This is a genomic window from Streptomyces sp. bgisy130 (assembly GCF_057708345.1).
The window spans coordinates 47,731-72,895 of record NZ_JBYISA010000035.1 but is presented as its reverse complement, the minus strand read 5'-3'; the positions used below and the strand labels follow the sequence as shown (position 1 = coordinate 72,895).

Here is a 25,165-nt window from a genome sequence, read left to right as displayed (position 1 = left end):
TACTCGCCCCAGGAGGAACCATGCCGCAGTCCGCCGAGACGACGCCCCCGCCGGCCACGCCCCCGGGAGCGGCACCGGACCGGCCCGCCGCCGTCCCGCCGGCCACCCACCGCACCGTCGAGGTCCCCGGCGGCCGCATCCACCTGGTGGAGCAGGGCACCGGACCGCTCGTCCTGCTGGTCCACGGATTTCCCGAGTCGTGGTACTCGTGGCGCCACCAGCTCCCCGCCCTCGCCGCGGCGGGCTACCGCGCGGCCGCCCTCGACGTACGCGGCTACGGACGCTCGTCGAAGCCCCGTGATGTGGCGGCCTACCGGATGCTCGCCCATGTCTCCGACAACGCCGCCGTGGTGCGCGCCCTCGGCGAGGAGACCGCCGTCATCGCGGGCCACGACTGGGGCTCACCCATCGCCGCCCACTCGGCGCTGCTGCGGCCCGACGTCTTCACCGCCGCGGCGCTGCTGAGCGTGCCCTACACACCGCGCGGCGCGACCCGCCCCACCGAAGCCTTCGCACAACTCGGCGGCGCCGAGGAGTTCTACATCACCTACTTCCAGGAGCCCGGCCGGGCGGAGGCGGAGATCGAACCCGATGTCCGCACCTGGCTCGCCGGCTTCTACGCCGGCCTCTCGGGCGACGCCGGGCCCACCTCCCCTGGCCTCTTCTCCGTCCCCCCGGGCGGCAAGCTGTCCGACCGCTTCTCGCCCCGGCCCCTTCCCTGGCTCACCGACGCCGATCTCGACTTCTACGCCGCCGAGTTCGAGCGCACCGGCCTGACCGGCGGACTCAACCGCTACCGCAACGTCGACCGCGACTGGGAGGACCTCGCCGCCTGGACCGGGGCCCCGCTCAACCAACCCGCCCTCTTCATCGGCGGCGAACACGACGCCACCACCCAGTGGCTGGCCGACGCCATCAGGGCCTTCCCCCGCACCCTCCCCGCCCTCTCCGCCTCCCACATCCTCCCCGGCTGCGGCCACTGGCTCCAGCAGGAACGCCCCGAGCACGTCAACCGTCTGCTGGTGGACTGGCTGCGGTCTTTGGGGGAGGGGGGTGGGCGGGGGGTGTCTTAGGGGTGGGGACAGTGGCAACTGGTGCTGTGTGAGCGCTACTTGGGGTGGGGGGACGGGGTGGTGCCGGGGGAGTCCCAAGGCCCCCGCGGCACCCGCCCCCACCCCACCCACCCCACCCCCGCCCGTAGCGAATCCCCCCATTTCCGCGCTCCGCCGATCGGGTACTTCGAAGTCAACTCGATTGCCCGGTGGTAACTCTTCTGGGTTACTGGTGTGGCCTGTCGGTGGGCCGTCCATCCGCCTCGGGTTTCGGTAGTCGGCCCGCCCGCCAGTCCTCTTCGCTGCGGGGCTGTGAAGGGCGGCCGGGAGCGCGATGGCCCCCCGCACCGTCCAGGTGTGCGCCGGTCAGGTCCGCCCTCTGCGTCGTCCTCCTGAGCGGCCGGCTGCTGCCAGTGCTCGGGTTCCGGCTCGTGTGCCCTGTCTGCCACGAGCGGCCGAGCAACGAGCTCACACAGCAGGAGGACCTTCATGACCACACCCACACTTCCGCCGGGGCTCCCGGGCCTGCCGCTCGCGATCGGCCCGATGCTGCTCGGCGTGGTGCCGGCCTCGGGGCCGGTCGCGGGCGGCAACACGGTGCAGCTGGTCGGTCTCGGCCTCGGCGGCGCCACCAGCGTCCTCTTCGGGGGAACGTCGGCGACCATCGTCGGGCAGGACCCGCTGGGGCTGACCGTCACGGTGCTGGCCCCGGCGCACGCCGCGGGGACGGTGCAGGTCACCGTCACCAACGCCGCCGGTACCAGCAACCCGGCGTCGTACTCCTACCTCGTGGCGGGCGTTCCGGTGGCCGCGGCCATCAGCCCCAACGCGGGGCCGACCGCGGGCGGCACACCGTTCGCCCTCGCCGGTTCGAACCTTCAGGGTGCCACCGTCACCATCGGCGGCAACGCGGCGACCGTGCTGGGCACGGACCCCACCGGCTCCGTCCTGTTCGGTGTCACGCCGGCCGGGCCGTCCGGCGGGGGCAATGTCCCGGTCGTGGTGACCACCACGGGCGGCACCGTGTCCGTCCCGGGCGGCTACACCTACCTGTCGCTGCCCCCGACGGTCACCGGCACGGTGACGCCGTCCAGCGGGTCCGCGGGAGGCACCTTCACCATCGTCGGAACCAACCTCTTCGGGGCGAGCGTGCTCTTCGGGGCCGCACCCGCCACGGGGGTGACGGTGAATGCGACCGGTACGACCGTGACCGGCACCGTCCCGCCGGGCACCAGCGGGACGACGGTGCAGGTGACCGTGCAGACCGCGGCCGGCAGCGTCAACGCCGGGTCGTTCACCTACCTGTGACGGCCCGCCCCTGGGGAGGACGGTCCGGGTCCCGGCGCCTGAGGGCCACCGCTCGCGCAGTACGCGGCCGGGCCCGGCCGGGCAGCCCGGCACGGTCACTCCGTAGGGGGGCGCAGGAAAACGGTTCGGCCCCCGCCCGTACGCCGGGCGGGGGCCGAACTCGCCGGTGGCTCCCCGGGGCTCTGCGCGGGGAGGCGGGGCCCGTCAGGGGGCAGATACCGCCGGGTGTCCTGCGGGGGCCGCCCGGCGGCGCCGCACAGCAGCGGCAGCGGGACCCCGGCGTCCGCCATCCATGTCAGGCCCGTGTGGCGCAGGTCCTGGCGCCGGAGGTACTCATGGCCGAGCTCGTCCACCACGTCGTCCCAGTGGGTCGCATCGCGCAAAGCCGCGGCGGTGAACCGGCTCCGGTGCGGGCCGGTGAACAGCCGGGACTGCGGCCGGTGCCGCGCCGTCTCCAGCCGTCCGGCGGCCAGTTCGCGGGCGGCGGGGCGCAGCGGCACCACCCGGTGGTGTCTGCCCCGGCACGGGCGGTCGTGCAGGCCCTCCGGCTCGGACACGGTGAAGTGCTGGACCTGCCAGGTCCAGGTGCTCATATCGATGTCCTGGGCCTGGAGGGCGGACACCTCGCTGAAGCGGGTACCGGTCCAGGCGGCGAACCGGACGATGTCGCCCCACCCCTCGTAGCCGTCCGAGGTCCGCCGGACGAGGGCGGTCGCCAGCCGCTCCAGGGCGTCCGCGTCGGGCAGTGCCAGCGACCGTGGTGCGGTGCGCTCGGTCTGCGCACGCTGGTACTCCTGCTGCCAGCCGGCCACCCGCGCCGGATTGGCGTCCAGCACCCCGTCCCGGACGGCCTGTTCGAGGACGCGGACGAGCACGGCGAGGCTGTTCTTCACCGTGGACAGGCCGCATTCGTCGGCGATCCAGCAGTGCAGGGCGCGGTTGACGACACGGCGGGTGACCTTGCGCACGAGGACGTGGCCGATGCTGGGGACGACACGCAGCCGCCACCCGGCCTGGTAGGGGGACATGGTCAGGGTTTCCAGGCCGTGCATCGCTGCCTCCCACCTTCGTTCCCCGTAGGCGGCGAGTGACATCGTGCGGGTGTCGGTACCGGGCGGAATCCGGCTCCCGGCGTTATCGTTCATTATCGGATCACCCTTGTCTGCTGGGAAGTTATTCGGTCGGCGGGGCTCTTGGCGCGATGCGCTCTTGAGCCTGAAACCGAAGCCGGGAAATCGTGACCACATCGTGCCTGTGGACGGTGCAAAAGGCCGGGCTGCACCGTACAGGCGGTCCGTGCCGCCGGCCCTCCCGTGGATCACTCATGGGTGCGGGAGTATTGTGTCGCACCTCCAACTCGCTCAAGGGCAACGGAAGATGTGGGACGGGGTAGGCTTTGCCGTTGTCGAAGTGACTTCCATTGTCACCACAGCGGCGGCCGGCGGCGGTCGGGCTATTGACGGCGCGTCGGTTCCCGCTGTGTTCCACCACACACAAGAATGACAAGCGTGGAGCTTGCTGCTGCACACGGTTCTTCCTCTTGATCAAGCCGGCGCAGTGCGCAATCAAACGCTGCATCAGTCATGAGTGGAATAAAGGCATCTTCTAAGGCCATTGCGCAAGTTGGTACGAGTTTCCGCTTTTCGCGCTGCTCCGAACGGGTGGCCTTATCGGTTGACTGTTGTAGCCCGCCGAGCCGCATGGATAACTAGTCGCATCCAACCGGTGGGCCGCCCATCCTCTCCGGGGAGCGGCACCTGGCCTACCCGTTGGCCCGGCCCAGCGCCTGGTTGCGGTCAGACCGAGATGCCGTATGGGCGTCCCCGGTAGAGGGTTTTGGATCCGTCAGCCGGTGCCGGCACCTCGGCACCGGCTGATCGGCCCCCACATTCGGATCAGGGGGCGTCATGCGAACCATTTCCACCATTCGCTGGGTCAACGGCGCAGGTGCCTTGATCCCGGCCCGCACCGCGACCGCACCGGAACCCGACCGGTCCGGCGGTGACCTGAGTCTCCCGATCCCGATGCCCGGCGGGGAATCCGCGCGCGTTTCCGCGTCCGGCCCGGCCCCCGCGACCGGTACCGCCCCCTCGGTGCCGCACCGTATCCACGCTCCGTACGGCACCGGAAGCGCGCAGGCCATGCGCCGGCGCACCACCACTGCGGATTCCCCGGCGGGACGGCTCCCCCTCCCCGTCCGCGGGGAATCCGCCCGGTGTCTTTGCACCCTCGTACCGGCCGGGGCCGTCCCGGTCCCCGGCGCCGACGGACGCCCCCTGCCGGCCGGCCCCGGCGTACCCGGCAGCCGGCCCGAATTCCTGTGCACCGGTGGCGATATCGCCACACGCGGGCGCAGGGAATTCCCCATCTCGGCCTCGCCGTACGGGAATTGCCCGTTGCGCGGCGCGAGCCGCTCCCCCGGCAACGGAAGCGTGACGATGACCGCCGCCCGTGTCACCGGCACCCGCACCGCCGCTTTTTACGCGGCGGAATTCAGTAACAAGGTCTGAACGGGGCGAAATCCCGCAGCCTGCCCCGGGCGCCGCCGGGACCGTACACGGTCATTCTTTCCGCCGCGCCCGCACCGTCGCCGACGACCCCCGGCGTCGCATCGCCGCTCCATCCGCCTTGTCCGGTCCGGCAGTTGTCATCCCGCCGCAACCGGTCCCGCAGTGATCTGCCACCAGGTCCCCCCACCTCGACCACTGAAGCCTGCCCCACACAACCCACTGCGACAGAACACCGGAGAACAGTATGGCGAAAAGAAGAATGGTGATCCTCGTCGACGGGCCGGAGGGAAATGCCCTGCCGCAGCACATGCGCGACGATGCCGGCGACCCGATAAGGCTCCTGCGGGGCAACGGGTACGAGCGTTTCGAATTCTACGGCGAATACGCGGACTTGGGCGGACAGCAGGTCCCGGTCTACCGCTGGTGTTACCGCACACGAATCGCCGAGTAGGCGCGATGCGGCCCGCAGAAGAAAGTGATGTGCAGAGGAGCACGAACATGCTGAATCTCGTGAGGGACGGAGTTCTGTCATGAACCAACGGTCCGGGAACTCCGGAGAACGAAACAGGAACCGCGATGTGGTGGTGACCGGCGTCGGATTCTGTCTGCCCGGCCAGACGGAGCCGGTCTTCACCGCCGATGACATGTGGGCGGTGATCTCCAACGGCCGGTCCTGCCTCAAGCGGGACGAGGTCTACTACGGCTCGGTCGAGCTCACCCAGGAGATGTTCGACGAACGCCTCCCGGATGTGCCGCCGTTCTTCTCCCACCACTACACCTCGGCGCACCGCTTCGGCCTGGTGTCGATGGCGGAGGCCACCACCGACGCCGGGCTGACCACCTACGGCGGCGCCCTGAGCGAGGCGGCGATCCTGGTCGGCCGCGGCGGCGTCGACGCGAACATCGAGAGCTATCTCTCGGTGCTCAGTGCCGACCCCGGCGAGACCAGCGCACCGGACGCCATGGAGCTGTTCGTCGCGGCCCAACAGGCCGTGACCCCCTCCGACGTCGCGCTGGTCCAGGCGGCGCTGACCCAGTCCAACGGCCCCTGCTACACCGTCTCGTGCGGCTGCGCCTCGTCCGCCGTACAGGTCGGCAACGCCCGGCGGATGATCGCCCAGGGCGAGGTCGAGGTGGCGGTCGTGACCGGCGTCGACGTCTTCAACGTCCACCTCATCCAGAACATCCAGCGGCTGCTGAGCGGGGCGCAGCAGACCTATGACGCCCTGCGCACCACCGACATGCCGGAGCTGCTGCCGTCCTTCACCTCCCTCATGCGGCCCTACGACCGGCGGGCGGACTGCATCAACCACGGCGAGGGCGCCGCCACGGTGATCCTGGAGAGCCGTGAGCACGCCGCCCGGCGCGGTGCGCACATGTACGGCCAGGTGCTGGCCACCGCCATGACCCGGGACGGCCTGGCCAACCCCCTCGCATCCGACGAGACCGGTGCGGAGCTGGTCGCCGCCGTCCGCCGCTGCCTCGGCGACCGGTGGCGGATCGACGACGTGCCGTACGTCCACGGCGGCAGCGACGGCAACATCGTCGTCACCGCCTTCGAGGCGGCCGCCATCCGGGAGCTGTACGGGCCCGAGAGCGATGTGCTGGTCACCTCCCAGGAGGGCTGCTTCGGCCACAACGGGGCGCCGGCCGGCTGCCTGGGCGTCGCCATGACGCTGATGATGATGGAGCGCGGGCAGGTCTGCCCCACCGCAAACTGCGAGCAGCCGGCCGACGGGCTGCCCTTCGACCCCGTCCCCGGCGTGCGGCCCCGCCCGCTCGACTTCGACTACGCGCTGAGCTTCAACTACCAGGTCGGCGGCGTGAAGAACGCCATCCTCCTCGGCAGTCCGGAAGCCGTGTGACCACGGGCAGATCACCTCCCACGTACGGAGACCCCGATGAGCAACGACATGCACGGCTCGGACGCCGAGTCACAACCCCCCCACGAGACAGAGCCCGTCGCCGTGATCGGCATGGGCTGCCGGCTCCCCGGCGACACCGATTCGCCCGCGGCCCTGTGGCGGCTGCTGGCCGACGGGCGCGACGCCGTCGGCGAGCTGCCCGCGGAGCGCCGGCGCCTGGTTCCCGAGGGCTCCCCGGGTCCGGGGAGCCGGGCACCGACGCCCCGTCAGGGCGGCTATCTACGCGAGGTGACCGGCTTCGACGCCGCCTTCTTCGGCGTCGCGGGCGGCGAGGCCGACGTCCTGGACCCCCAGCACCGTCTGCTGCTGGAGGTCACCTGGGAGGCCCTGGAACACGCCGGTCTCCCGCCGGACCGGATGAACGGCACCCGCACGGGCGTCTTCGCCGGGATCAGCTACAGCGACTACATGGACCAACTGGCCGGTCAGCCACAGGAGTTGGAGGGCTCGATTCTGACCAACGGGCACTGTGTGGCGGCCGGCCGGATCTCCTACCTGCTCGGTCTGCACGGGCCGTGTGTGGCGCTGGACACCGCCTGCTCCTCCTCCCTGGTGGCCGTGCACCTGGCCCGCCGGGCCCTGGCCGCCGGTGAGTGCGAGGTCGCGCTCGCCGGCGGCGTCACGCTGAGCTTCCAGCCGCGCATCACCCGGTCCTTCGCCCGTATGGGCATGCTGTCGGCCGGCGGACGCTGCCGGACCTTCGACGCCGACGCCGACGGGTTCGTCCGCGGCGAGGGCTGCGGCGTCGTGGTGCTCAAGCGCATGGCCGACGCGGTACGGGACGGCGACCGGGTGCTGGCGGTGCTGCGCGGCTCGGCGACGAACCAGGACGGCTCGTCCGAGGGCCTGGCGGCACCGTCGGTGACCGCCCAGCGGGCCCTGTATCTGGACGCCCTCGCCCAGGCCGGGGTCGACCCGCGGGACGTGGGGATGGTGGAGACCCACGGCACCGGCACCCCCGTGGGCGACCCGATCGAGTTCGCCAGCCTCGCCGAGGTCTACGGCTACGGGCCGGGCCGGTGTGCCCTGACGTCGGTGAAGACCAACGTCGGCCACCTGGAACCGGCCGCCGGGGTCACCGGGCTGATCAAGAGCGTGCTGTGCCTCCAGCGCGGCACCATCCCGGCGAATCTGCACTTCCGGCGCTGGAACCCGGCGATCACCCCCGGGGGCACCCGCTTCTTCGTCCCCACCGAACTGACCTCCTGGCCGCTGCGCACCGCCACCCGGCTGGCCGCCGTGTCCTCCTTCGGCTTCTCGGGGACCAACGCCCATGTCGTGCTCGAACAGGCCCCGGAACGGCGGCCCGCCCCCGGCGAGGACCTCGGCCGGCCCACCCCGACGACCTCCGAGGTCTTCCTGGTGTCGGCCGGCTCCCCGGACGTGCTGCCGACCGCCGCCACCCGCCTCGCGGACTGGATGGAGGGCGACGGCGCCAACGTGCCGCTCCGCGATATCGCGCACACCCTGGCCCTGCGGCGCTGCGCGGGCCGCGGCCGGATGGGCGTGGTGACCTCCGCGCGCCGGGAACTCATCGGCTCGCTGCGGGCCTTCGCGTCCGGGGAGCGGCACCCGGCGGTGGTGACCGGCTCGGTGGCCGCCGCGGTCGAGCGGCAGCCGGTGTGGGTGTTCTCCGGCCAGGGCTCCCAGTGGCCCGGCATGGCACGCGGACTGCTGAGGACCGAACCGGCCTTCCTCGACGCGCTGACCGAGCTCGACGAGCTCATCAGGGCGCAGAGCGAGGTGTCGGTGCTCGATGTGGTGCGGCAGGGCAGACCCGTCCAGGGCTGCGGCACGGTGCAGCCGGTGCTGTTCGCCCTCCAGGTCGCCCTCGCCGCCACCTGGCGCGCGTACGGCGTCGAACCCGCCGCGGTGATCGGCCACTCCATGGGCGAGGTCGCCGCGGCGGTGGTGGCCGGGGCGCTGACCCTGGCCGACGGGGTGCGGGTGATCTGCCGGCGCTCCGGACTGCTCAGCGATATCGCCGGCAGCGGCAGCATGCTCAGCGTCGCGCTGGACGCCGACACGGTGCGCGCCGAACTCGCCGACAGTGCGGCCGACACGGTGTCGGTCGCCGTCCTCTCGGCGCCCGACTCCACCGTCGTGGCCGGGCGGACCACCGAGGTGAGCCGGCTGGCCGCCGCCTGGGAGGCCCGGAAGATCCCGGTGTTCCCGATCGCGGTGGACGTCGCCTCGCACTGTCCGCTGGTGGACCCGGTGCTGCCGGCGCTGCGCTCGGCGCTGGCCGGACTCGCGCCGCGGCAGCCCAAGGTGCCGTTCTACTCGACGGTCGTCGACCCCGGGGAGACCCCGTCCTTCGACGCCGACTACTGGTGCGACAACCTGCGCCGCCCGGTGCGGTTCGCCGAGGCGGTCGCCGCCGCGGCCGCCGACCGGCATGTGGTCTATGTCGAGGTCTCCCCGCACCCCGTGGTCACCCACTCCGCCGCCAGCAGCCTGGCCGGTCTCGTCGCGGACCCCGTCGTGCTGCCCACGCTGCGCCGCGACGAGGACGACCAGTCCACGCTGCGGACCCAGCTCGCCGCGCTGCACTGCGCCGGGGTGCCGGTGAACTGGCGGCACCTCTACGCCGGGGGCGAGCTGGTGGACGTGCCCACCGTCACCTTCGACCGCCGCCACCACTGGGCCGACCCCCCGCAGCCCCCGGCCCTCGCCGAGGCCCCCCGGGCCCAGTTGCCCGGCCACCACACCGAATTCCCCGGCGAGCCCGTGCGGCACTGCTGGCGGGCCGACGCCGGTACCGGCGCGCTGCCCTGGCTCGCCGACCACCGGGTGCACGGCAACGCCGTCTTCCCCGGGGCGGCGCACTGCGGGCTGGCCCTCTCGGTGGCCTGCGAGGCCTTCGGCGCGGCACCGCACGAAGTGGAGGTCACCGAGATCCACTTCAAGCAGCTGCTGCGGCTGGCGGCGGACACCGAGGTCTCCACCGTCGTCACGATGACCGCACCGGACCGGGCCGAGTGCCAGATCCTCGCCCGGAACGAGAACGGCGACTGGGAGGCGCAGGCCGACGCGGTGCTGCACCGGCTCAGCGTCCGGCCCGAGCTGCGGCCCCGGTCCGTCGAGGACATGAGCCGGCGCCACCCGCTGTCCGTCGAGCCGGCCGACCTCTACGCCGGGCTGCGCCGGCGCGGCCTGGAACACGGCCCGGCCTTCACCGGCGTGCGCCGGCTGAACGCCGGTCGCCACAACGACAGTTTCTGGGCCGAGGTCGCGGTACCGCGCAAGGCCAGCAGCCCGCCCCCCGGGCTGCCGGTGCACCCCGTCCTCCTCGATGTCTGCGCCCAGCTCGCCGTGGCGCCGCTGATCAACGAGGAGGACCAGGCGCTGGTGCTGCCGGTGGGCATGCAGGCGCTGCGGCTGATCGGTGATCCGGCGACCGCGGTGTACTGCCACGCGCACGTCAGCGAGATCACGCCGGAGGCCCTCGTGGCGAATGTGCGCCTCCTGGACGACAGCGGCGCCGTGGTGCTCGTCGTCAACGGACTGCGCTTCGCACGGCGCGCGGCCTCCCGCGCCACCCCGGCGGTCGACGACTGGCTGCTGGAGATCGGCTGGCGCGCCACCCCCCGTGCGGCCCCCGACGGCGGTCACGCGCCGGGCAGTTGGGTCGTGGTGGGCGAGGCGGACGGCTCCGCCCAGGCGCTGGCCGCCGCACTGCGCACCCGCTGCGCCCGTACGGTCGTCTGGGACCGGCCGCTCGACGACACCTCCCTCGACACCTTCCGCGACGCCCTCACCGGGCGGCTGGCCGCCACCCTCGAAACCCCGCGCGGCGTGGTGCTGGTGTGCGGCCCGGCGGACGGCGGGGAGCCCACCGACCAGTCCCTGCGGCGCACCCGCCGGCTCCTCGGCGCCCTCCAGGCCCTCACCGCCACCACGGACACGCCACGGCTGTACGTCGTCACGCGCGGGGCCCGCGGCGTGGTGCCGGGCGACGAGGTCGACCTCGGCCAGAGCGCCCTGCGCGGCCTGCTGCGGGTCGGCGCCCTGGAACACCCCGAGCTCCGGCCGGTGCTGGTGGACGCCGATCCGCACGACGCCGACCCCGAGGAGGTGTCCCTGGAGCTGCTGGCGGACGCGGACGACGACGAGGTCGCGCTGCGCCCCGACGGCCGGTACGTGGCCCGCCTGGAGCACGCCGCGACCGGCGGCGGGCAGGAGGAGGCGGCCACCGCGTGCACCGTGCGCTACGGGGTGGACGGATTCCGGCTGCGGGCCGGCCGGCTGGGCGATCTGTCGAGCCTGGAGTACGCCGTCACCGAACGGCGCGCGCCCCGGCCCGGCGAGGTCGAGGTGCGGGTCACCGCCGCCGGCCTGAACTTCCGCGATGTGCTCACGGCCATGGGCCTGCTCCCCGGCGAGACGGACGTCCGCTACCGCATCGGCTTCGAATGCGCCGGGGTGGTGACCGCGGTCGGCGACGGGGTGGACCGGCAGGTCGGCGACGAGGTGATCGCGGTCGATCTCGGCGGCGGCGCGTTCGGGTCGTTCCTGACCGTGCCCGCCGACGCGGTCGCCCCCGTCCCGTTCGGTATCGAACCGGCCGTCGCGGCCGGGCTGCCGATCGCCTTCCTGACCGCCTGGTACGCGCTGCGCTCGGTCGCCCGGCTCGCCGCGGGGGAGCGGGTGCTGATCCACTCCGCCACCGGCGGCACCGGTATGGCGGCCATCGCGGTGGCCCGGATGCTGGGTGCCGAGGTGCTGGCCACGGCCGGCAGCGAGGACAAGCGGCGCTATCTGCGGGGCATGGGCATCCGCCACGTCATGGACTCCCGCACGCTGGAATTCGGCGAACGCACCCGCGAGGCGACCCATGGCGAGGGGGTGGACGTGGTCCTCAACTCGCTGTCCGGAGCGGCCATCCGGACGGGCCTGGAGACCCTGCGCCCGTTCGGCCGCTTCGTGGAACTGGGGGTCCGCGACATCCTGGCGGACGCGCCGCTGGGCATGCTGCCGCTGCGGCACAACATCAGCCTGAGCACCGTCGACCTGATCGAGCTGCGGCGTAACCGCCCGGACACCTTCGCCACGGTGTGGCAGGAGGTCCTCGCCGCGTTCGAGGAGGGCCGGCTCAAGCCCCTGCACTGCACGGAGTATCCGCTGTCGGAGGCCACCACGGCGTTCCGCACGATGGCGGCCGCCGACCATGTCGGCAAGCTGGTGCTGACCGTGCCCGACAGCGGGGAGGCCCCCGCGGTGCTGCCCGATATGGACATGCCCGTACAGGAGGGCGGCGCCTACATCGTCACCGGCGGGCTGCGCGGCCTGGGGCTGGCCACGGCGAAGTGGCTCGCGGGCCACGGCGCCGGCCATCTCGTGCTCAACGGCCGCTCCGCCCCGTCCCCCGAGGTCGCGCAGACCCTCGCCGCGGTGATCGGCAAGACCACCAAGGTGTCGGTGGTCCTCGGTGACATCGCCGAGCCGGATGTCGCCGCCCGGCTGGTGTCCACGGCGGCGGCCGACGGCTTCCGGCTGCACGGCGTGGTGCACTGCGCCATGGTGCTGGACGACGCGGTGATCGCCAACGTCGCCGAGGACCAGCTGGAGCGGGTCTGGTCGCCGAAGGTCGCCGGCGCCTGGCAGCTCCACCAGGCCGCGGACGGGCATCCGCTGGACTGGTTCGCGGTGTTCTCCTCGATGGCCTCGCTGCTGGGCAACCCCGGCCAGGGCTCCTACGCCGCGGCGAACTCCTGGCTCGACGGGTTCGCGGCCTGGCGCTCCGCGCAGGGCCTGCCGACGCTGGCCGTCAACTGGGGCCCGTGGGGCGAGATCGGCGTCGCCACCGACTTCAGCAGCCGCGGCTACCGCACCATCCCCACCGAGCAGGGCCTGGCGGCGCTCCAGACACTGCTGGCGCACCGGCGGGTGCAGACCGGGGTGCTCCCCGGCCCGCCGGACACCTGGCTGCCGCCCGCCGGCCGTCATCTCCCCTTCTTCAGCGGGCTGTCCGACGACGCCCCGGCGGAGCAGGCCCCGGCGCCCGACGGCACCGAGGACATCCGGGCCCGGCTCACCGCGCTGCCGCCCGGTCTGGCCCGCAGGGCGGCGCTGGAGGAGCATCTGGCGGGCCATGTCCGCGACGTCCTGAGGCTGGGCAAGAGCTCGCTGGACCCGCAGACCCCGCTGAAATCCCTGGGATTCGACTCGCTGCTGGCCATGGAGCTACGGGCCCGCATCGACCGCTCCTTCGACCTGAACCTCCCGCGGAACTTCGTGTGGGAGCATCCGACGCTGGCCGCCCTCGCCGCCGGTATCGCCGAGCAACTGGGCCTGGAACTGACGGCACCGTAATTCCCCGGTCATCGGGGGCAGTACGCCCGGCGGGCAGCCGAAGCCCGCCGGGCGTCCGTCTGTTCACGCCGCCGCGGAAGCGGTAGCATTTCTTCCGCATTCCCGCCGCATTGATTTCCGGTGCCCACTGAAAGCCTTTTCATCAATGGCATTGCCGAATAATGCGCAACCGTTTTCTTATGGTGATAGTATTTCGCGTCGGCGATATCCCCGGCCGCTACCAATGCCGCACCGTACGCCTTCCCGGGCGGCCGCTCGCGCTGCTTGAATAGATACGGGAAAGAGGTCGTTAAGCGGCCCGGTGCACACACCGGAGGCGCGGCGAACTCCCAAGGCCGCCAGGACGGACCCAGCGATGGCGCCGGCGTGCTTCATGAGGCGAGAGCGGCATCGGAGTCCATGAGGCAGGTACGAAAGGGGTAGTCATGTTACCCACCACAATTCATTCGGCCGAAGTCATGGTGACCGCCCGGCATATCGCCGGCTGGCCCGCCGAAAGAAACTCTCTGGTCCCCGCCGACTGCTGGGGTTCCGCGCAGCGCGTGGTGCTGCGTATGCCGGCACTGAAACGGGCGGTACCGGTCTGCCGGAGCCTGGTGCGCTCCTGGCTCGACGGACAGCACATTGACGACGAGGACACCCGCTATCTGGTGCTGCTGGTGCTGTCGGAACTGTTCACCAACGCCATCCAGTATTCCGCCGGCCCTCGCGTCACCTGCCGGATATGGACGTCGGAGGACCATCTGCACATCGAGGTCCACGACCGCGGGGGAACACCCTCGGTGCCCCGAATGCGCCGCCCGGGGCCGACCCAGGAACACGGCCGCGGTCTGGAACTGGTCGACAGGGCCTCCGCGCGATGGGGGCGCAGGACCGAGGCGGACCACAGCTGCACCGTGTGGGCCGCGGTGCCGCTGGCCCTCGGCGTACGGCACGGCGTGGCGCCGTAACTCCCCCTGGCGGCGGCCGGATCGCCACCGGCGACCGGCACCCCTCCGCCGCCGCACCCCGCGCGGGTGGCTCCCTACCGCCGACGGTCGGGCAGGCTCCGGCTCCGCACCCCCTCCCCGCGGGACGGTTGGGGCCCGCCGGCCGTCGGTGTCCCCCTGCGGGGCAGCCCTTACGGGACAGCCCATACGGGCGGCCCGGCGCCGGGCGGGCCTCACTTGGGCACCCGCACACCGCTCTCCTGTACCAGGGCGTCGAATTCGCGCACCGGCGTCATATCGCCGAACGGCCGCAGTTCGTCCAGGAAGTGCAGCAAGTACCGTTCCCCCAGCGCCGACTTCAGCCGGCCGAGCAGTGCCACCGCCTGCACGGCGGCCCGGCACGCCTCCTCGACATCACCGGCCTGCGCTAAGACCGTGGCCAGCAGCAGCAGATCGATGGTACGGCGCCGTACCCGGGTCCGCGGATGCCGGGCGAGGGCCTCCTCGGCCCGCCGGGCGGCCGGCCGCGGCTGCTTCAGATCCCGGTAGCAGTGCGCCAACTCGTCGGCCAGATAGGCGCGGTCGAAGTGCCCGATCCACTCGGGACCGTCCCCCGGAACGACCTGCGCCATCGCTTCGGTCGCCTTGTCCGCCAGTATTTTGCACATCCGCGCGTCCCCGAGCATGGCGTAGCCGCGGGCCTCGGTCGCGTAGAACATGGCCTGCGCGGCCGGCGGGGCCTGCCCCCGGGTGCCTTCCTGCGCGGCGCGGGCGAGCTGTACCGCCTCCCGGGAGCAGCCGGACCCGACGGCCAGATGGCTCAGCCCGGCCGCCAGCACATAGCCGCCGTAGCACCGGTCGTCCGCGGCCTGCGCGAGCCGCAGCGCCTGGATGTAGTACCGCTGCGCCAGCCCCGGCTGCCCGACGTCCAGCGCCGTGTACCCGGCGAGCTCGGTCAACCGGGCCGCCGCGGCGAACAGTTGCCGTCCGGTGGCTTCCCCGTAGCTCCCGTCCATCAGGCCGGACAGCACACTGCTGAGGCAGGTGACGATGACCGGGCGCACATATCCGCTGCCGACCCGGTGATCGAGTTCGGCCAGCGCCCGGGTGGTCGACCGGACCAGCTCGACATCGCTCGTGCCCACCCGCGGCCCCAGCCGCCAGTCGCGGCCCACCTGGGGGTCCGGGGAGCTGATCAGCCAGTCCCTGCTGGGCTCGACCAGCGCCGAGGCGGTCATGGCGGAACGCGACAAAAGCCCCCGGGACTCGGCGTCCATATGCCATAGTTCACGGACCTGTTCCAGCGCGTCCTCCACCGTGGCCGCGAAGTGGAGGCCGACCCCGCAGGTCACGCTGTTGCCGTTGGCCATGCCGATTTCTTCGGTCGAGACCGTGCGGCCGAGTTTGCCGCTCAGCGCCTCGGCAATGATGGCGGGTACCCGGCCGCGTGGCCGCTGACCGCTCAGCCACCGGCTCACGGAGGTCTTGTCGTACCGCAGGTCCAGGCCCTGCGCCTCTCCCAGGACGTTCACCTGCCGGGCCAGGGCGGAGTTGGACAGTGCGGCTTCCTGGATGAGCGACCGCAGCCGCTGGTTGGTCTGACGCGCGACGAGTGGTCGGGCGGCCATGGTGCGCCTCCAAGCACATGCCGCCAACGATTCACGTTGGCATATCCAGAGAGAACGGGACAGGACAGTCAATACCCAACAAGCGGGGCTGAATCGCCATGACCAAAGTCAAGTCGCCGCCTGGGCGTTGCGCCCAGTAGCAAAGGTGCATGAGGGGGCTCCAGAAGCCCGCCCCTCGTACGCGCCTGCCCTGCACGCCCCTGCCGTCCTCTCCGGCGCCCGGCGCACCCCACCGCGCACAACCGCCACTACCCCGAGCGCGGCCCACGCGCCCGGGTGAGCCGTACGGACCGGCGCCCCGCACCCCGCGGCGTCACGCCACCAGCGGCCGGTCCGTCGGGGCGATGGGGGCCGGCAGCGCGGTGGCGCCGGTGAGATAGCGGTCGGTGGCCGCCGCGGCGGCCCGGCCCTCCGCGATGGCCCACACCACCAGGGACTGCCCGCGCCCCGCGTCGCCCGCCACGAAGACCCCATCCGCCCCGGCCCCGGCCAGGCGCGCGCCCCGCACGGCCGCGAAGCCGGCGTCCCGGGCGAAATTCCCCCGGGCGTCCAGCATCAGTCCCAGCTGCGTCATCAGCCCGGTGCCCCGTTCCGGACCGGAGAAACCGAGGGCGATCAGCACCAGCTCCGCCGGGATCACCCGCTCGGTGTCCGGCCGCGGCGCCCTGGCCACCGGTTCCACCTCCGTCAGATGCAGCGCGCGTACCCGGCCGGCCGCGTCGCCCTCGAACCGGAGGGTGGCGGAGGAGAAGAACCGCGGATCCGTGCCCGCCCGGCCGCGGGCCTCTTCATGGGCGTGCGAGATCCGGTAGACCTTCGGGTAGACGGGCCAGGGCTGGGTGTCCGGCCGGTCGTCGGCCGGCTCCGGGTTGATGTCCAGCTGCACCACGGAGGCCGCGCCCTGGCGCAGCGCGGTGCCCAGACAGTCCGAGCCGGTGTCGCCGCCACCGACGATCACCACATGCCTGCCCTCGGCGGTGACCGGTGTCGCGGCGAGGTCGCCCTCCCCGACCCGGTTGGCGAGGGTCAGATACTCCATCGCCTGGTGGATACCGCCCAGTTCACGCCCGGGGACGGGCAGCTCCCGCCGCTCCATGGCCCCGACGGCCACCACGAGCGCGTCGTGCCGCCTGCCGAGCTCGATCGCGTCGACCGCGCCGCCGACGTCCATCCCCGTACGGAACTTGGTGCCCTCGTCCCGCATCTGCGCGATCCGGCGGTCCAGATACCGCTTCTCCAGTTTGAACGCGGGGATGCCGTAGCGCAGCAGTCCGCCGATGCGGTCGGCGCGCTCGTAGACGGCGACGGTGTGGCCGATACGGGTCAGCTGCTGCGCCGCCGCCAGTCCCGCGGGCCCGGAGCCGATGACCCCCACGCTCTTCCCGCTGAGCCGCTGCGGCGGATGCGGGACCGTGAACCCCTGCTCCCAGCTCCGGTCGGCGATGGTCTGCTCGACGTTCTTGATCGTCACCGGGTCGGCGTTGATGGCCAGTACACAGGCGTCCTCGCACGGCGCCGGGCACAGCCGCCCGGTGAACTCGGGGAAGTTGTTCGTGGCATGCAGCCGCTCGGCCGCGGCCCGCCAGTTGCCGCGCGTCGCGTACGCGTTCCACTCGGGGATGAGGTTCCCCAGCGGGCAGCCGCTGTGGCAGAACGGGATGCCGCAATCCATGCAGCGCCCCGCCTGCTCGGCCACCAGCGGCAGCAGCGCCTGCCCCGCGTAGACCTCGTTCCAGTCGTTCAGCCGCTCCTCGACGGGGCGTGCCGGAACGGGCCGGCGGGGGGCTTTGAGGAAGCCGTGTGGGTCGGTCATGCACCGCCTCCATCGCTCACTCACGGTGCAATAAGGCGTTCTGCCAGCCTACGCCTGGTTTGTACGGGTTTCCTGGGCCCTGGGGGCGATTGCCGGGCCGGTCATGCGTCAGATCTCGCCATCGGGCAGGCGCTGTGGGTGTCCATTCGGTGGCTGTCGGTCCCCTCGATGTTCACGAGGGCTGACCTGCCGCACGGCGATATCGGACAAAGTGCGTGCACTGAGGGCGACGAAGCAACGGCAGGGAGTGGCCATCGCCCCGGTGGGTTGCCTGTGGCGGATATCGATTAGGTCACAGCGGCCGTTAATTTGCCCTGTTCAGAGGATTTTAGTCAATTCGATCCGTGATCTGGATCACGCTGGCTGAAATTCGCCCGTGGTACATCTTCACGACCACCTGACGGACGTCACCCATGTCCGCGTAGGGGGCGCTTGAGCCGGCCGACCGCCGGCATGCAACTCCATCAGCATCCGGGGGGATCGAGACCCGATCCGTCGCCAAGCTAGGCGCGGGTCGGCATGGAGCGGAAAGGCGCACCACAACATGACCTCAAAGCAGGTCGGCACCAACCTCGGCGACGGCAGCGGAGCCTCGGGCACCGCGCCGGAAGAGGGCTACGAGCGAGGTCTCGGCAGCCGTCAGGTCCAGATGATCGCCATCGGCGGCGCCATCGGCGTCGGCCTTTTCCTGGGCGCGGGCGCGAACATCGCGAAGGCCGGACCCAGTCTCATCCTGATGTACGCCCTCGCCGGCGTGATCGTCTTCTTCATCATGCGGGCGCTCGGTGAGCTGCTCCTGTATCGCCCCGTCTCGGGTTCCTTCTCGGAGTACGCCCGTGAGTTCCTCGGCCCGTTCTTCGGGTTCGTGACGGGCTGGACGTACTGGCTCATGTGGGTCGTCACCGGCATGGCCGAGCTGACGGCCGCCGCGATCTACGTCCATTTCTGGTTCCCGGACATTCCGCAATGGGTGACCGCACTGGTCTTCCTGGTCTTGCTGTTCGTCGCCAACCTGATCTCGGTGAAGCTCTTCGGTGAGATCGAGTTCTGGTTCTCGATGGTCAAGGTCACCGCGCTCATCGGCATGATCGTGATCGGTCTCGGCGTCGTCACCTTCGGCTTCAGCCAGGCGGGAGACGCCGCAGCGGTCTCCAACATCTGGGCCCACGACGGGATCTTCCCCAACGGCATCGGCTCCAGCCTCATGACCCTCCAGGGCGTCATGTTCGCCTACCTGGCCGTCGAGCTGGTCGGCGTCACCGCGGGTGAGTCCGAGAACCCGGAGAAGACCCTGCCCAAGGCCATCAACACGCTGCCGTGGCGCATCATCGTCTTCTACGTCGGTGCGCTCAGCGTGATCCTCATGGTCGTGAAGTGGACGGAGTTCCAGCCGGGCGTCAGCCCGTTCGTGGCGGCCTTCGCGAAGATCGGCATCCCGGCCGGTGCGGCGATCATCAACTTCGTCGTACTGACCGCCGCGCTGTCGTCCTGCAACTCGGGTATGTACTCGACCGGGCGCATGCTCCGCGACCTCGCCGCCAACTCCGAGGCCCCGAAGGTCCTCGGCAAGCTGAGCTCCACCAAGACCCCGGCCCTCGGCATCACCCTCTCCGCCGCCCTCATGGGCATCGGCGTGATCCTCAACTACGTCGTTCCGGAGAAGGCCTTCGCCTACGTCACGTCGGTGGCCACCGCGGCCGGTATCTGGACCTGGCTGATGATCCTCATCAGCCACATCCTCTACCGCCGCGCGGTCGTCGCCGGCCGCCTGCCCGCCTCGTCCTTCCCGGCACCGGGCGGCACGGTGTGCAGCTGGATCGCGGTGGCGTTCCTGCTCCTGGTGACCGGACTGATCGCCATCGACCCGGAGAGCCGCATCTCGCTGTACGTCGGTGCCGGCTGGGCCGTGTGCCTGGCGGTCGGCTGGGCGATCCTCAAGTCCCGCAACCCGCACATCGCGGCGAAGGCGACGGCCCAGGACAAGCAGCTGGAGTCCGCCGGACAGCCGCGCGGCTGACCGGAGCGGCCGCCAAGGCCCCGGACGGACGGCCGTGACGCCGTCGAAGCCCTGACAGGGCGCCCAGGCACAGACAGCCTGGGCGCCCTGTCGGCGTGTTCCGGACCCGCCCGGTCAGCTCCGGTAACGGGCCCGGCCCACGGCGGCGGCCACCGTCAGGGGAACGGTGAGGACCGCCGCGGTCAGGAACATCCCACGGTAGGCGTGGTGTTCCGCGGGGCTTGCGGCGATTGCGCTGGCCAGCGCGCTGCCGACGTAGAGGGCCACACCGAACATCGCGACGCCGGTGGCGCGGGCCGCCGGGGACAGCGCGGTGGCCCAGGACTGGATCGTGGAGTGCATGAACGACCAGCCGCCGCCGAGCAGCAGCGCGCACCCCACCAGCGCGGGCACCGACCGGCTGGCCGCGGCGAGGCCGAACGCCACCGCCATCTGCACCCCGCCGGCCACGATCAGCCGCACCGGCGTCCAGCGCCCCACCAGCCGCTTGACCTGCTGCGCCGCGGCCATCGAGCCCACGCCGTACAGCGCGGACACCGCACCGGCCAGCGTCGCCGAGGCACCCTGGGCCTCCAGCGCCGGGGCCAGGTACGTCAGGAAGCCCAGCAGGACGGCGCCTTCGAGCATCGCGACGGCCATGACGTACCACTGCCAGCGGGACCGCAGGACGACCTTGAACGGGGCGAGCAGCGCGCCGGGGGCCGCCCGCGGCGGTTCCGGCAGCCGGCGCAGGGCGACGACCAGGTAAGCGGCGATGACCCCGGGGAGGGCGAAGACCAGCCGCCAGCTGACGTAGTGCGCCAGCGCCCCGGCGACGACGGTGGCCACGGCGGTGCCCAGCGCGAACGCGGTCATCAGCTCGCTGAGCGGGCGCTGGCGGACCGCGACGGGCACGGTGTCCCCGACGTAGGTGATGGACGCGGCGATGGACGCGGCGAAGAACGCGCCGGCCGCCACCCGCGCCACGATCAGCACCGTCGCGCCGGGGGCGAGCACCGAGCAGAGGGCGGCGACGGCGGCCCCGGCCAGCGAGATCCGCATCACCCGCACCCGGCCCAGCCGGTCGCTCAGCAGCCCCCAGACCGGCTGCATCAGGCCGTAGGAGAGGAAGTAGCCGCTGGCGGCGAGCATCACCGTGGTCAGCGGGACACCGAGCTGCGTACCGATGAGCAGCAGCATCGGGGTGATGCAGAAGCGGTCGAAGTTGCTGACGAAACCGGCCGCGCGCAGCAGGCGCAGCGAGGCGGCGGGCAGCGGCGGGGCGGCCTGGCCGGTGGCGGCGTCCGGAGCGGGCGGGGGAGTGGTGCGGGGTGCGTCGGCGGTGTCCATGGGGCTCCTTGTGGCGTGCACAGCCGGTGTGGTCGGACCGGCGGCTCCAGCCCATCACCGCGGCCGGCCGGCGGGACCCCGTAGCCGATTACCCTTGCTCACACCCTGGGGCGCCAAAGCCCCAGCGGCCGGCCGGCGGTGCGGGGGGAGTGGGGCGTGAACGACGGTGGATCCGGCGGCCCGCGCCGCGAACTGGGCGCGTTCCTGCGCTCCCGCCGTGAGCGGCTGGCGCCCGCCGACGTCGGGCTGCCCGGCTCACCGCGGCGCCGTACCCCGGGCCTGCGGCGCGAGGAGGTCGCCGGACTGGCCGGGGTCAGCAGCTCCTGGTACGCGTGGCTGGAGCAGGGGCGGGTCCGTACGTCGGAGCAGGTGCTGCGGTCCGTGGCGCGGGCGCTGCGGCTGACCGCGGACGAGACCGCGCATGTGCTGTCGTTCGTGGAGCACGCCGCGCCGGCCGAGCGGTCGCCGGGATGGGTCTCGCGCAATCTGCTGTCGCTGGTGGAGCAGCTGGCACCGAACCCGGCCGTGGTGCTCGACCCGCACTGGGACCTGCTGGCCTGGAACGCGGGGTATGCGGCGCTGCTCACCGATCTGGCGCGGCTGGCGCCCAAGCAGCGCAATCTGCTGTGGCTGGTGTTCCGCTGGCCGCCGGCCCGCGCGCTGCTGGCCAGTTGGGAGCCGGAGGCGCGGAGCCTGCTGGGCCAGTTCCGGGCGAAGGCGGCCCGGCATCCGGAGGACGGCCGCTATGCGGAGATCACTGAGGAGCTGCTGGCCGACCCGGACGCGGTCCGCTGGTACGGACGCCGGGAGACCTCGGCGTTCCACCCCGCCGTCCGCCATTTCCGGCACCCGGTGGCCGGGGATCTGCGGCTGCGGTACGTCAAGCTCGCCGCCGTGGACCAGCCGGGCCACCATCTGCTGGCCTATCTTCCCGATGACCGGGCGACGGAGGAGGCGCTGACGGCGCTCACCGGGTGAGCCGGCGCCGCTCCGTGCGGCGGGGCGCGCGGGCACACGGTGCCGGCCCGGCCGCGCCGGAGGGCTGCGGCCGGGCCGTCGCCCGCGCCGACTGCGCACCGCGGGGGTCGGTGCGGCAGCGGGCGGGCGTCAGGGGGGGGCGGTGTCAGGACGTGAGCACCGCCTTCATCACCGACCCGTCGGCGACCGCGGTGAGCGCCTCGGCGTGCCGTTCCAGCGGGAACGGCGTCACCAGGCTCGCCAGGTCGAAGCGGGCGGTGAGGGCCGGCAGCAGCCGGACGTATTCGACGAGATGGGCGCCGGTGAAGGCCCAGGAGCCGACCACGTCGAGCTGCCGGTGGACGATCTGGTGCGGGTTGATCAGGGTGTCCCCGGCGTCCGTGTACTGGCCGATGATCAAGTAGCTGCCGCCCCGGCGGGCCAGGGTGAGGCCCTGTCCGACGGCGGCCGGCACCCCGGCGCACTCGATCACCAGGTCGGCGCCGTGCCCTCCGGTGGCGTCCCGTACCTCGCGCAGGATCTCCTGGGGATCGGCGGCGTCGGCGATGTTCAGGTGGACGTCCCCGATGCCGGCCGCCGCGGCCCGCTCCAGCCGGCCGGCCGGACCGCCGACGACCACGACCTTGGCGGCCCCGGCCAGCTGCGCGAACGCGGCGGCCGCCAGCCCGACCGGGCCGCTGCCCTGCACCACGACGGTCTCCCCGAGCCGCACCGGCCGCCGCTCGTACAGCGCGTGCGCCACGGTGGGACCGGCGCAGGCCAGCGACATGGCGGCGAGCGGGTCGGTGCCGTCCGGGACCTTGATCACGGTGGTGCCGGGCTGGAGCACGATGTGGTCGGCCCAGGCCCCGGAGAGCTCCGGCCCGTCGGCGAGGGCGCGGTTGACGCCGTAGGTGCGGCGCCGCTCGCACAGGGTCGGTTCGCGGTGCAGCCGGCAGGGCGGGCAGACCCCGCAGGCGAGCGAGGAGGCCCACATCACCGTGTCGCCGGCCGCGAGCGGGGCCCCGGTGGCGTCCTGGAGGAGGCCGTCCCCCAACTCCCGGATGACGCCGAGCCCTTCGTGCCCGAGGACCAGCGGCACGGGGATGTCCAGGTGGCCCTGCTGAAGATGCAGATCGGTGCCGCAGATGCCGCCGTAGCCGCAGGCCACGACCATCCCGCCGGCCGGGGCCGGGGGCAGCGGGAACTCCCGCAGCCGCAGCGGCCGGCCGAACTCCTCCAGGACGACGGCGCGTCCGGTGCGTCCGGTCATGCCGTCACCCCGCTCAGGCTCTGGGAGAACGGGGCCGCCAGCGGCCGCAGCGGCTCGGTGTCGCGGCACACCACATGCTCCGGACGGGGTGCGCCCTGGGGCCGCGGCAGGTTGGCGGTGTCGTTGTAGGTGGCGATCAGCAGCCGGCGGGCGAACGGCGACATATTGGGGGACGAGCCGTGCACGATCTCCGGGGAGAACAGCACGACGGAGCCGGCCGGGCCCTTGGGGCTGGTCATCCCGTGCCGGTCGACGTGCTCGGCGAGCTGCTGCGGCGACAGCGAGATGTCGTCGGGGTCGAGGTGCTGCTCGGACCGGGCGGCGGCCGAGCGGCCCTCGTGGACGAGCCCGCCCCGGTGCGAACCGGGCAGGAAGATCACCGGGCCGTTGAACTCGGTGACATCGTCGAGGAAGACGCCGATGTTGACCTGGCGCGGGGCGGGCAGGTTGTCGGCCAGCCGCCAGGCGAGGAAGTCCTGGTGCCAGGCCCACTTCTCGCCGCCGAACGCCGGCTTCGCGTTGATCTTGAACTGGTAGATGTAGACGTCGTCGGTGAGCAGCTGCCGGACGGGTTCCAGGATGCGCGGGTCGCGGATCAGTCCGGCGTACTCGGGCTGCCGCTGGTGCGAGGAGTAGACCGCGCGCACCTCCGTGCCGCCGTCCTCGGTCACCACCTGCGGGCCGGGCACCTTCGCATCGCGCGCGAAAGCGGCGCGGAGGGCGATCACCTCCTGCGGGTCCAGGAGGGATTCGAGCAGCAGGAACCCCTGCTCGTGGTACTGGTCGGCCTGTTGCTGGGTCAGTCGCATGCGGTTCTTCTCCTGAGAGGTGAGGGAATCCGTCGGGGCGGACCGGTGGGGTGAGCGGACCGGGAGGTGGGGGGTCACCCCATGAAGTGCCCGCCGTCGACGACGAGTTGCTGTCCGGTGACATAGCCGCTGCGGGCGGTCACCAGGAATGCGAGGGCATCGGCCATGTCCTCGGCCGTGCCGAGCCGGCGGCCGGGGATGGTGTCCAGGACGGCGGCCAGCCGCTCCGGGTCGTCGAGGCGGTAGCGCTCGGTGACCTCTTCGGTGTCGGTGAAGCCCGGCAGCAGGGCGTTCACCCGGATGTGCGGGGCGAGTTCGAGGGCCAGGCACTTGGTGAGCTGGAGCAGGCCCGCCTTGCTCGCGCAGTAGTTGGCGCCGTTCGCCCGGGGCCGGATCGCCGTGGTGGAGGCGACATTGACGATGCTGCCGCCGCCGGCCGCCACCATCGCGGGCGCCAGGGCCCGGGTGAGGTGGAAGGGGCCGGAGAGGTTCGTGGCCAGCACCGTGTCCCAGTCCTCGTCGGCCATCGACAGGAACGGCCGGTCCCGGTTGACACCGGCGTTGTTGACGAGGACGGCGGGTGCGCCGTACCCGTCGGTGATCCGGGCGCCGACCGCCCGGACCTCCGCGGGCCGGGCGAGGTCGCAGCGCAGCGTCTCGATCCGGCCGTCGCCGGCCTGCACGGTCTCCGCTGCGGCGGCGTCGTCACCGCGGTAGAGGGCGATCACCCGGTGGCCGAGGGCGGCGAGCCTGAGGCTCAGTGTCCGCCCGATGCCGCGGGTGCCGCCGCTGACCACGGAGAGCGTCATGAGATCTCCCTGAAGTCGCCTCGGTGGACGGTCAGTTGGCGACGAGGTCGCCGCGCTTGAGGCCCGAGCCCTCGGGCACCTCGGCCGGGTCGCCGCCCACGCCGCTGATGCCGTTGTGGGCGTCGACGAAGACGACGCTCGGGACGAAGGAGGCCGCCTCGTCGTCCGTCATGGCGGCGTAGGCGATGAGGATGACGAGGTCGCCGGGGCTGATGAGCCGGGCCGCGGCGCCGTTGATGCCGATGACGCCGGAGCCGGCCGGGCCCTCGATGACGTAGGTGGACAGCCGGGCGCCGTTGTCGATGTCGACGATGTCGACCTTCTCGCCGGCCATCAGGTTCGCGGCCTTCATCAGGTCGGCGTCGACGGTGACCGAACCGACGTAGTGCAGATCGGCCTGGGTGACGGTGGCACGGTGGATCTTCGACTTCATCAGGGTGCGGTACATGCGGATTCCTCAGGTGGGGTGGGTGGGGATGAGGGACGGCGCG

General features: G+C 72.3%; 17 protein-coding genes. 9 read left to right on the top strand and 8 right to left on the bottom strand.

Going from position 1 to position 25,165, the window contains the following annotated elements; all coding sequences use genetic code 11:
* The first annotated feature begins 20 nt into the window (after nucleotides 1–20).
* Nucleotides 21–1,073, top strand: coding sequence for an alpha/beta fold hydrolase (locus tag AC3EUV_RS31165; protein ID WP_432145277.1), 1,053 nt, complete (start codon nucleotides 21–23; stop codon nucleotides 1,071–1,073).
* 468 nt (nucleotides 1,074–1,541) lie between these two features.
* The gene (locus AC3EUV_RS31160) at nucleotides 1,542–2,360 is read left to right on the top strand and encodes an IPT/TIG domain-containing protein (protein ID WP_432145278.1); all 819 of its coding nucleotides are present in this window, start codon (nucleotides 1,542–1,544) and stop codon (nucleotides 2,358–2,360) included.
* 95 nt (nucleotides 2,361–2,455) lie between these two features.
* On the opposite strand, the gene AC3EUV_RS31155 is transcribed toward AC3EUV_RS31160, so the two are convergent.
* Entirely contained in the window at nucleotides 2,456–3,505 is a 1,050-nt protein-coding gene (locus tag AC3EUV_RS31155) for a tyrosine-type recombinase/integrase (protein WP_432145279.1), read from the bottom strand.
* Nucleotides 3,506–4,267: 762 nt separating this feature from the next.
* Between AC3EUV_RS31155 and AC3EUV_RS31150 the strand changes: the two genes are divergently transcribed.
* The 5 genes from AC3EUV_RS31150 to AC3EUV_RS31130 all read left to right on the top strand — a co-directional run bounded on the left by AC3EUV_RS31150 (nucleotide 4,268) and on the right by AC3EUV_RS31130 (nucleotide 14,060).
* Nucleotides 4,268–4,870: a hypothetical protein gene (locus AC3EUV_RS31150; protein WP_432145280.1), complete on the top strand. Its 603-nt coding sequence runs from the start codon at nucleotides 4,268–4,270 to the stop codon at nucleotides 4,868–4,870.
* A gap of 244 nt (nucleotides 4,871–5,114) precedes the next feature.
* Nucleotides 5,115–5,321, top strand: a complete 207-nt coding sequence (locus AC3EUV_RS31145; protein WP_042154910.1) for a DUF5988 family protein — start codon at nucleotides 5,115–5,117, stop codon at nucleotides 5,319–5,321.
* Nucleotides 5,322–5,400: 79 nt separating this feature from the next.
* The gene (locus AC3EUV_RS31140; protein WP_432145281.1) at nucleotides 5,401–6,735 is read left to right on the top strand and encodes a beta-ketoacyl synthase N-terminal-like domain-containing protein; all 1,335 of its coding nucleotides are present in this window, start codon (nucleotides 5,401–5,403) and stop codon (nucleotides 6,733–6,735) included.
* Between the two features lie 36 nt (nucleotides 6,736–6,771).
* Nucleotides 6,772–13,110 (top strand): SDR family NAD(P)-dependent oxidoreductase, encoded by a 6,339-nt coding sequence (locus tag AC3EUV_RS31135; protein ID WP_435604383.1) that lies wholly within the window; start codon nucleotides 6,772–6,774, stop codon nucleotides 13,108–13,110.
* 425 nt (nucleotides 13,111–13,535) lie between these two features.
* Nucleotides 13,536–14,060, top strand: coding sequence for an ATP-binding protein (locus tag AC3EUV_RS31130; RefSeq protein ID WP_432145283.1), 525 nt, complete (start codon nucleotides 13,536–13,538; stop codon nucleotides 14,058–14,060).
* Between the two features lie 212 nt (nucleotides 14,061–14,272).
* Here the strand turns inward: AC3EUV_RS31130 and AC3EUV_RS31125 are convergent, their stop codons facing one another.
* Both AC3EUV_RS31125 and AC3EUV_RS31120 read right to left on the bottom strand, forming a co-directional pair.
* Nucleotides 14,273–15,667, bottom strand: a complete 1,395-nt coding sequence (locus AC3EUV_RS31125) for an NsdA family TPR-like regulatory protein (protein WP_432145284.1) — start codon at nucleotides 15,665–15,667, stop codon at nucleotides 14,273–14,275.
* 313 nt (nucleotides 15,668–15,980) lie between these two features.
* Entirely contained in the window at nucleotides 15,981–17,480 is a 1,500-nt protein-coding gene (locus AC3EUV_RS31120) for a glutamate synthase subunit beta (protein ID WP_432145285.1), read from the bottom strand.
* A 544-nt stretch (nucleotides 17,481–18,024) separates the two neighbouring features.
* On the opposite strand from AC3EUV_RS31120, the gene AC3EUV_RS31115 reads away from it, so the two are divergent.
* Entirely contained in the window at nucleotides 18,025–19,497 is a 1,473-nt protein-coding gene (locus AC3EUV_RS31115; RefSeq protein WP_432145286.1) for an amino acid permease, read from the top strand.
* Between the two features lie 114 nt (nucleotides 19,498–19,611).
* Here AC3EUV_RS31115 and AC3EUV_RS31110 read toward each other — a convergent pair whose 3' ends face one another.
* Nucleotides 19,612–20,826 carry an MFS transporter gene (locus AC3EUV_RS31110; protein ID WP_432145287.1) on the bottom strand — a complete coding sequence of 405 codons (1,215 nt, stop codon included), beginning with the start codon at nucleotides 20,824–20,826 and terminating at the stop codon, nucleotides 19,612–19,614.
* Between the two features lie 156 nt (nucleotides 20,827–20,982).
* Here AC3EUV_RS31110 and AC3EUV_RS31105 point away from each other — a divergent pair, with 156 nt between their 5' ends.
* Nucleotides 20,983–21,804 carry a helix-turn-helix domain-containing protein gene (locus AC3EUV_RS31105; protein WP_435604382.1) on the top strand — a complete coding sequence of 274 codons (822 nt, stop codon included), beginning with the start codon at nucleotides 20,983–20,985 and terminating at the stop codon, nucleotides 21,802–21,804.
* A gap of 145 nt (nucleotides 21,805–21,949) precedes the next feature.
* Here the strand turns inward: AC3EUV_RS31105 and AC3EUV_RS31100 are convergent, their stop codons facing one another.
* The 4 genes from AC3EUV_RS31100 to panD all read right to left on the bottom strand — a co-directional run bounded on the left by AC3EUV_RS31100 (nucleotide 21,950) and on the right by panD (nucleotide 25,122).
* Nucleotides 21,950–23,056 carry a zinc-binding dehydrogenase gene (locus AC3EUV_RS31100; protein WP_435604381.1) on the bottom strand — a complete coding sequence of 369 codons (1,107 nt, stop codon included), beginning with the start codon at nucleotides 23,054–23,056 and terminating at the stop codon, nucleotides 21,950–21,952.
* Nucleotides 23,053–23,865 (bottom strand): phytanoyl-CoA dioxygenase family protein, encoded by an 813-nt coding sequence (locus tag AC3EUV_RS31095; protein WP_435604380.1) that lies wholly within the window; start codon nucleotides 23,863–23,865, stop codon nucleotides 23,053–23,055. Before AC3EUV_RS31095 ends, AC3EUV_RS31100 begins: the two co-directional genes overlap by 4 nt.
* 74 nt (nucleotides 23,866–23,939) lie before the next feature.
* A complete protein-coding gene (locus AC3EUV_RS31090; RefSeq protein WP_432145291.1) occupies nucleotides 23,940–24,674 on the bottom strand; it encodes an SDR family NAD(P)-dependent oxidoreductase in 735 nt (244 codons plus the stop codon).
* A gap of 31 nt (nucleotides 24,675–24,705) precedes the next feature.
* Entirely contained in the window at nucleotides 24,706–25,122 is a 417-nt protein-coding gene (gene panD / locus AC3EUV_RS31085; RefSeq protein ID WP_435604379.1) for an aspartate 1-decarboxylase, read from the bottom strand.
* Between the last annotated feature and the right edge of the window lie 43 nt (nucleotides 25,123–25,165).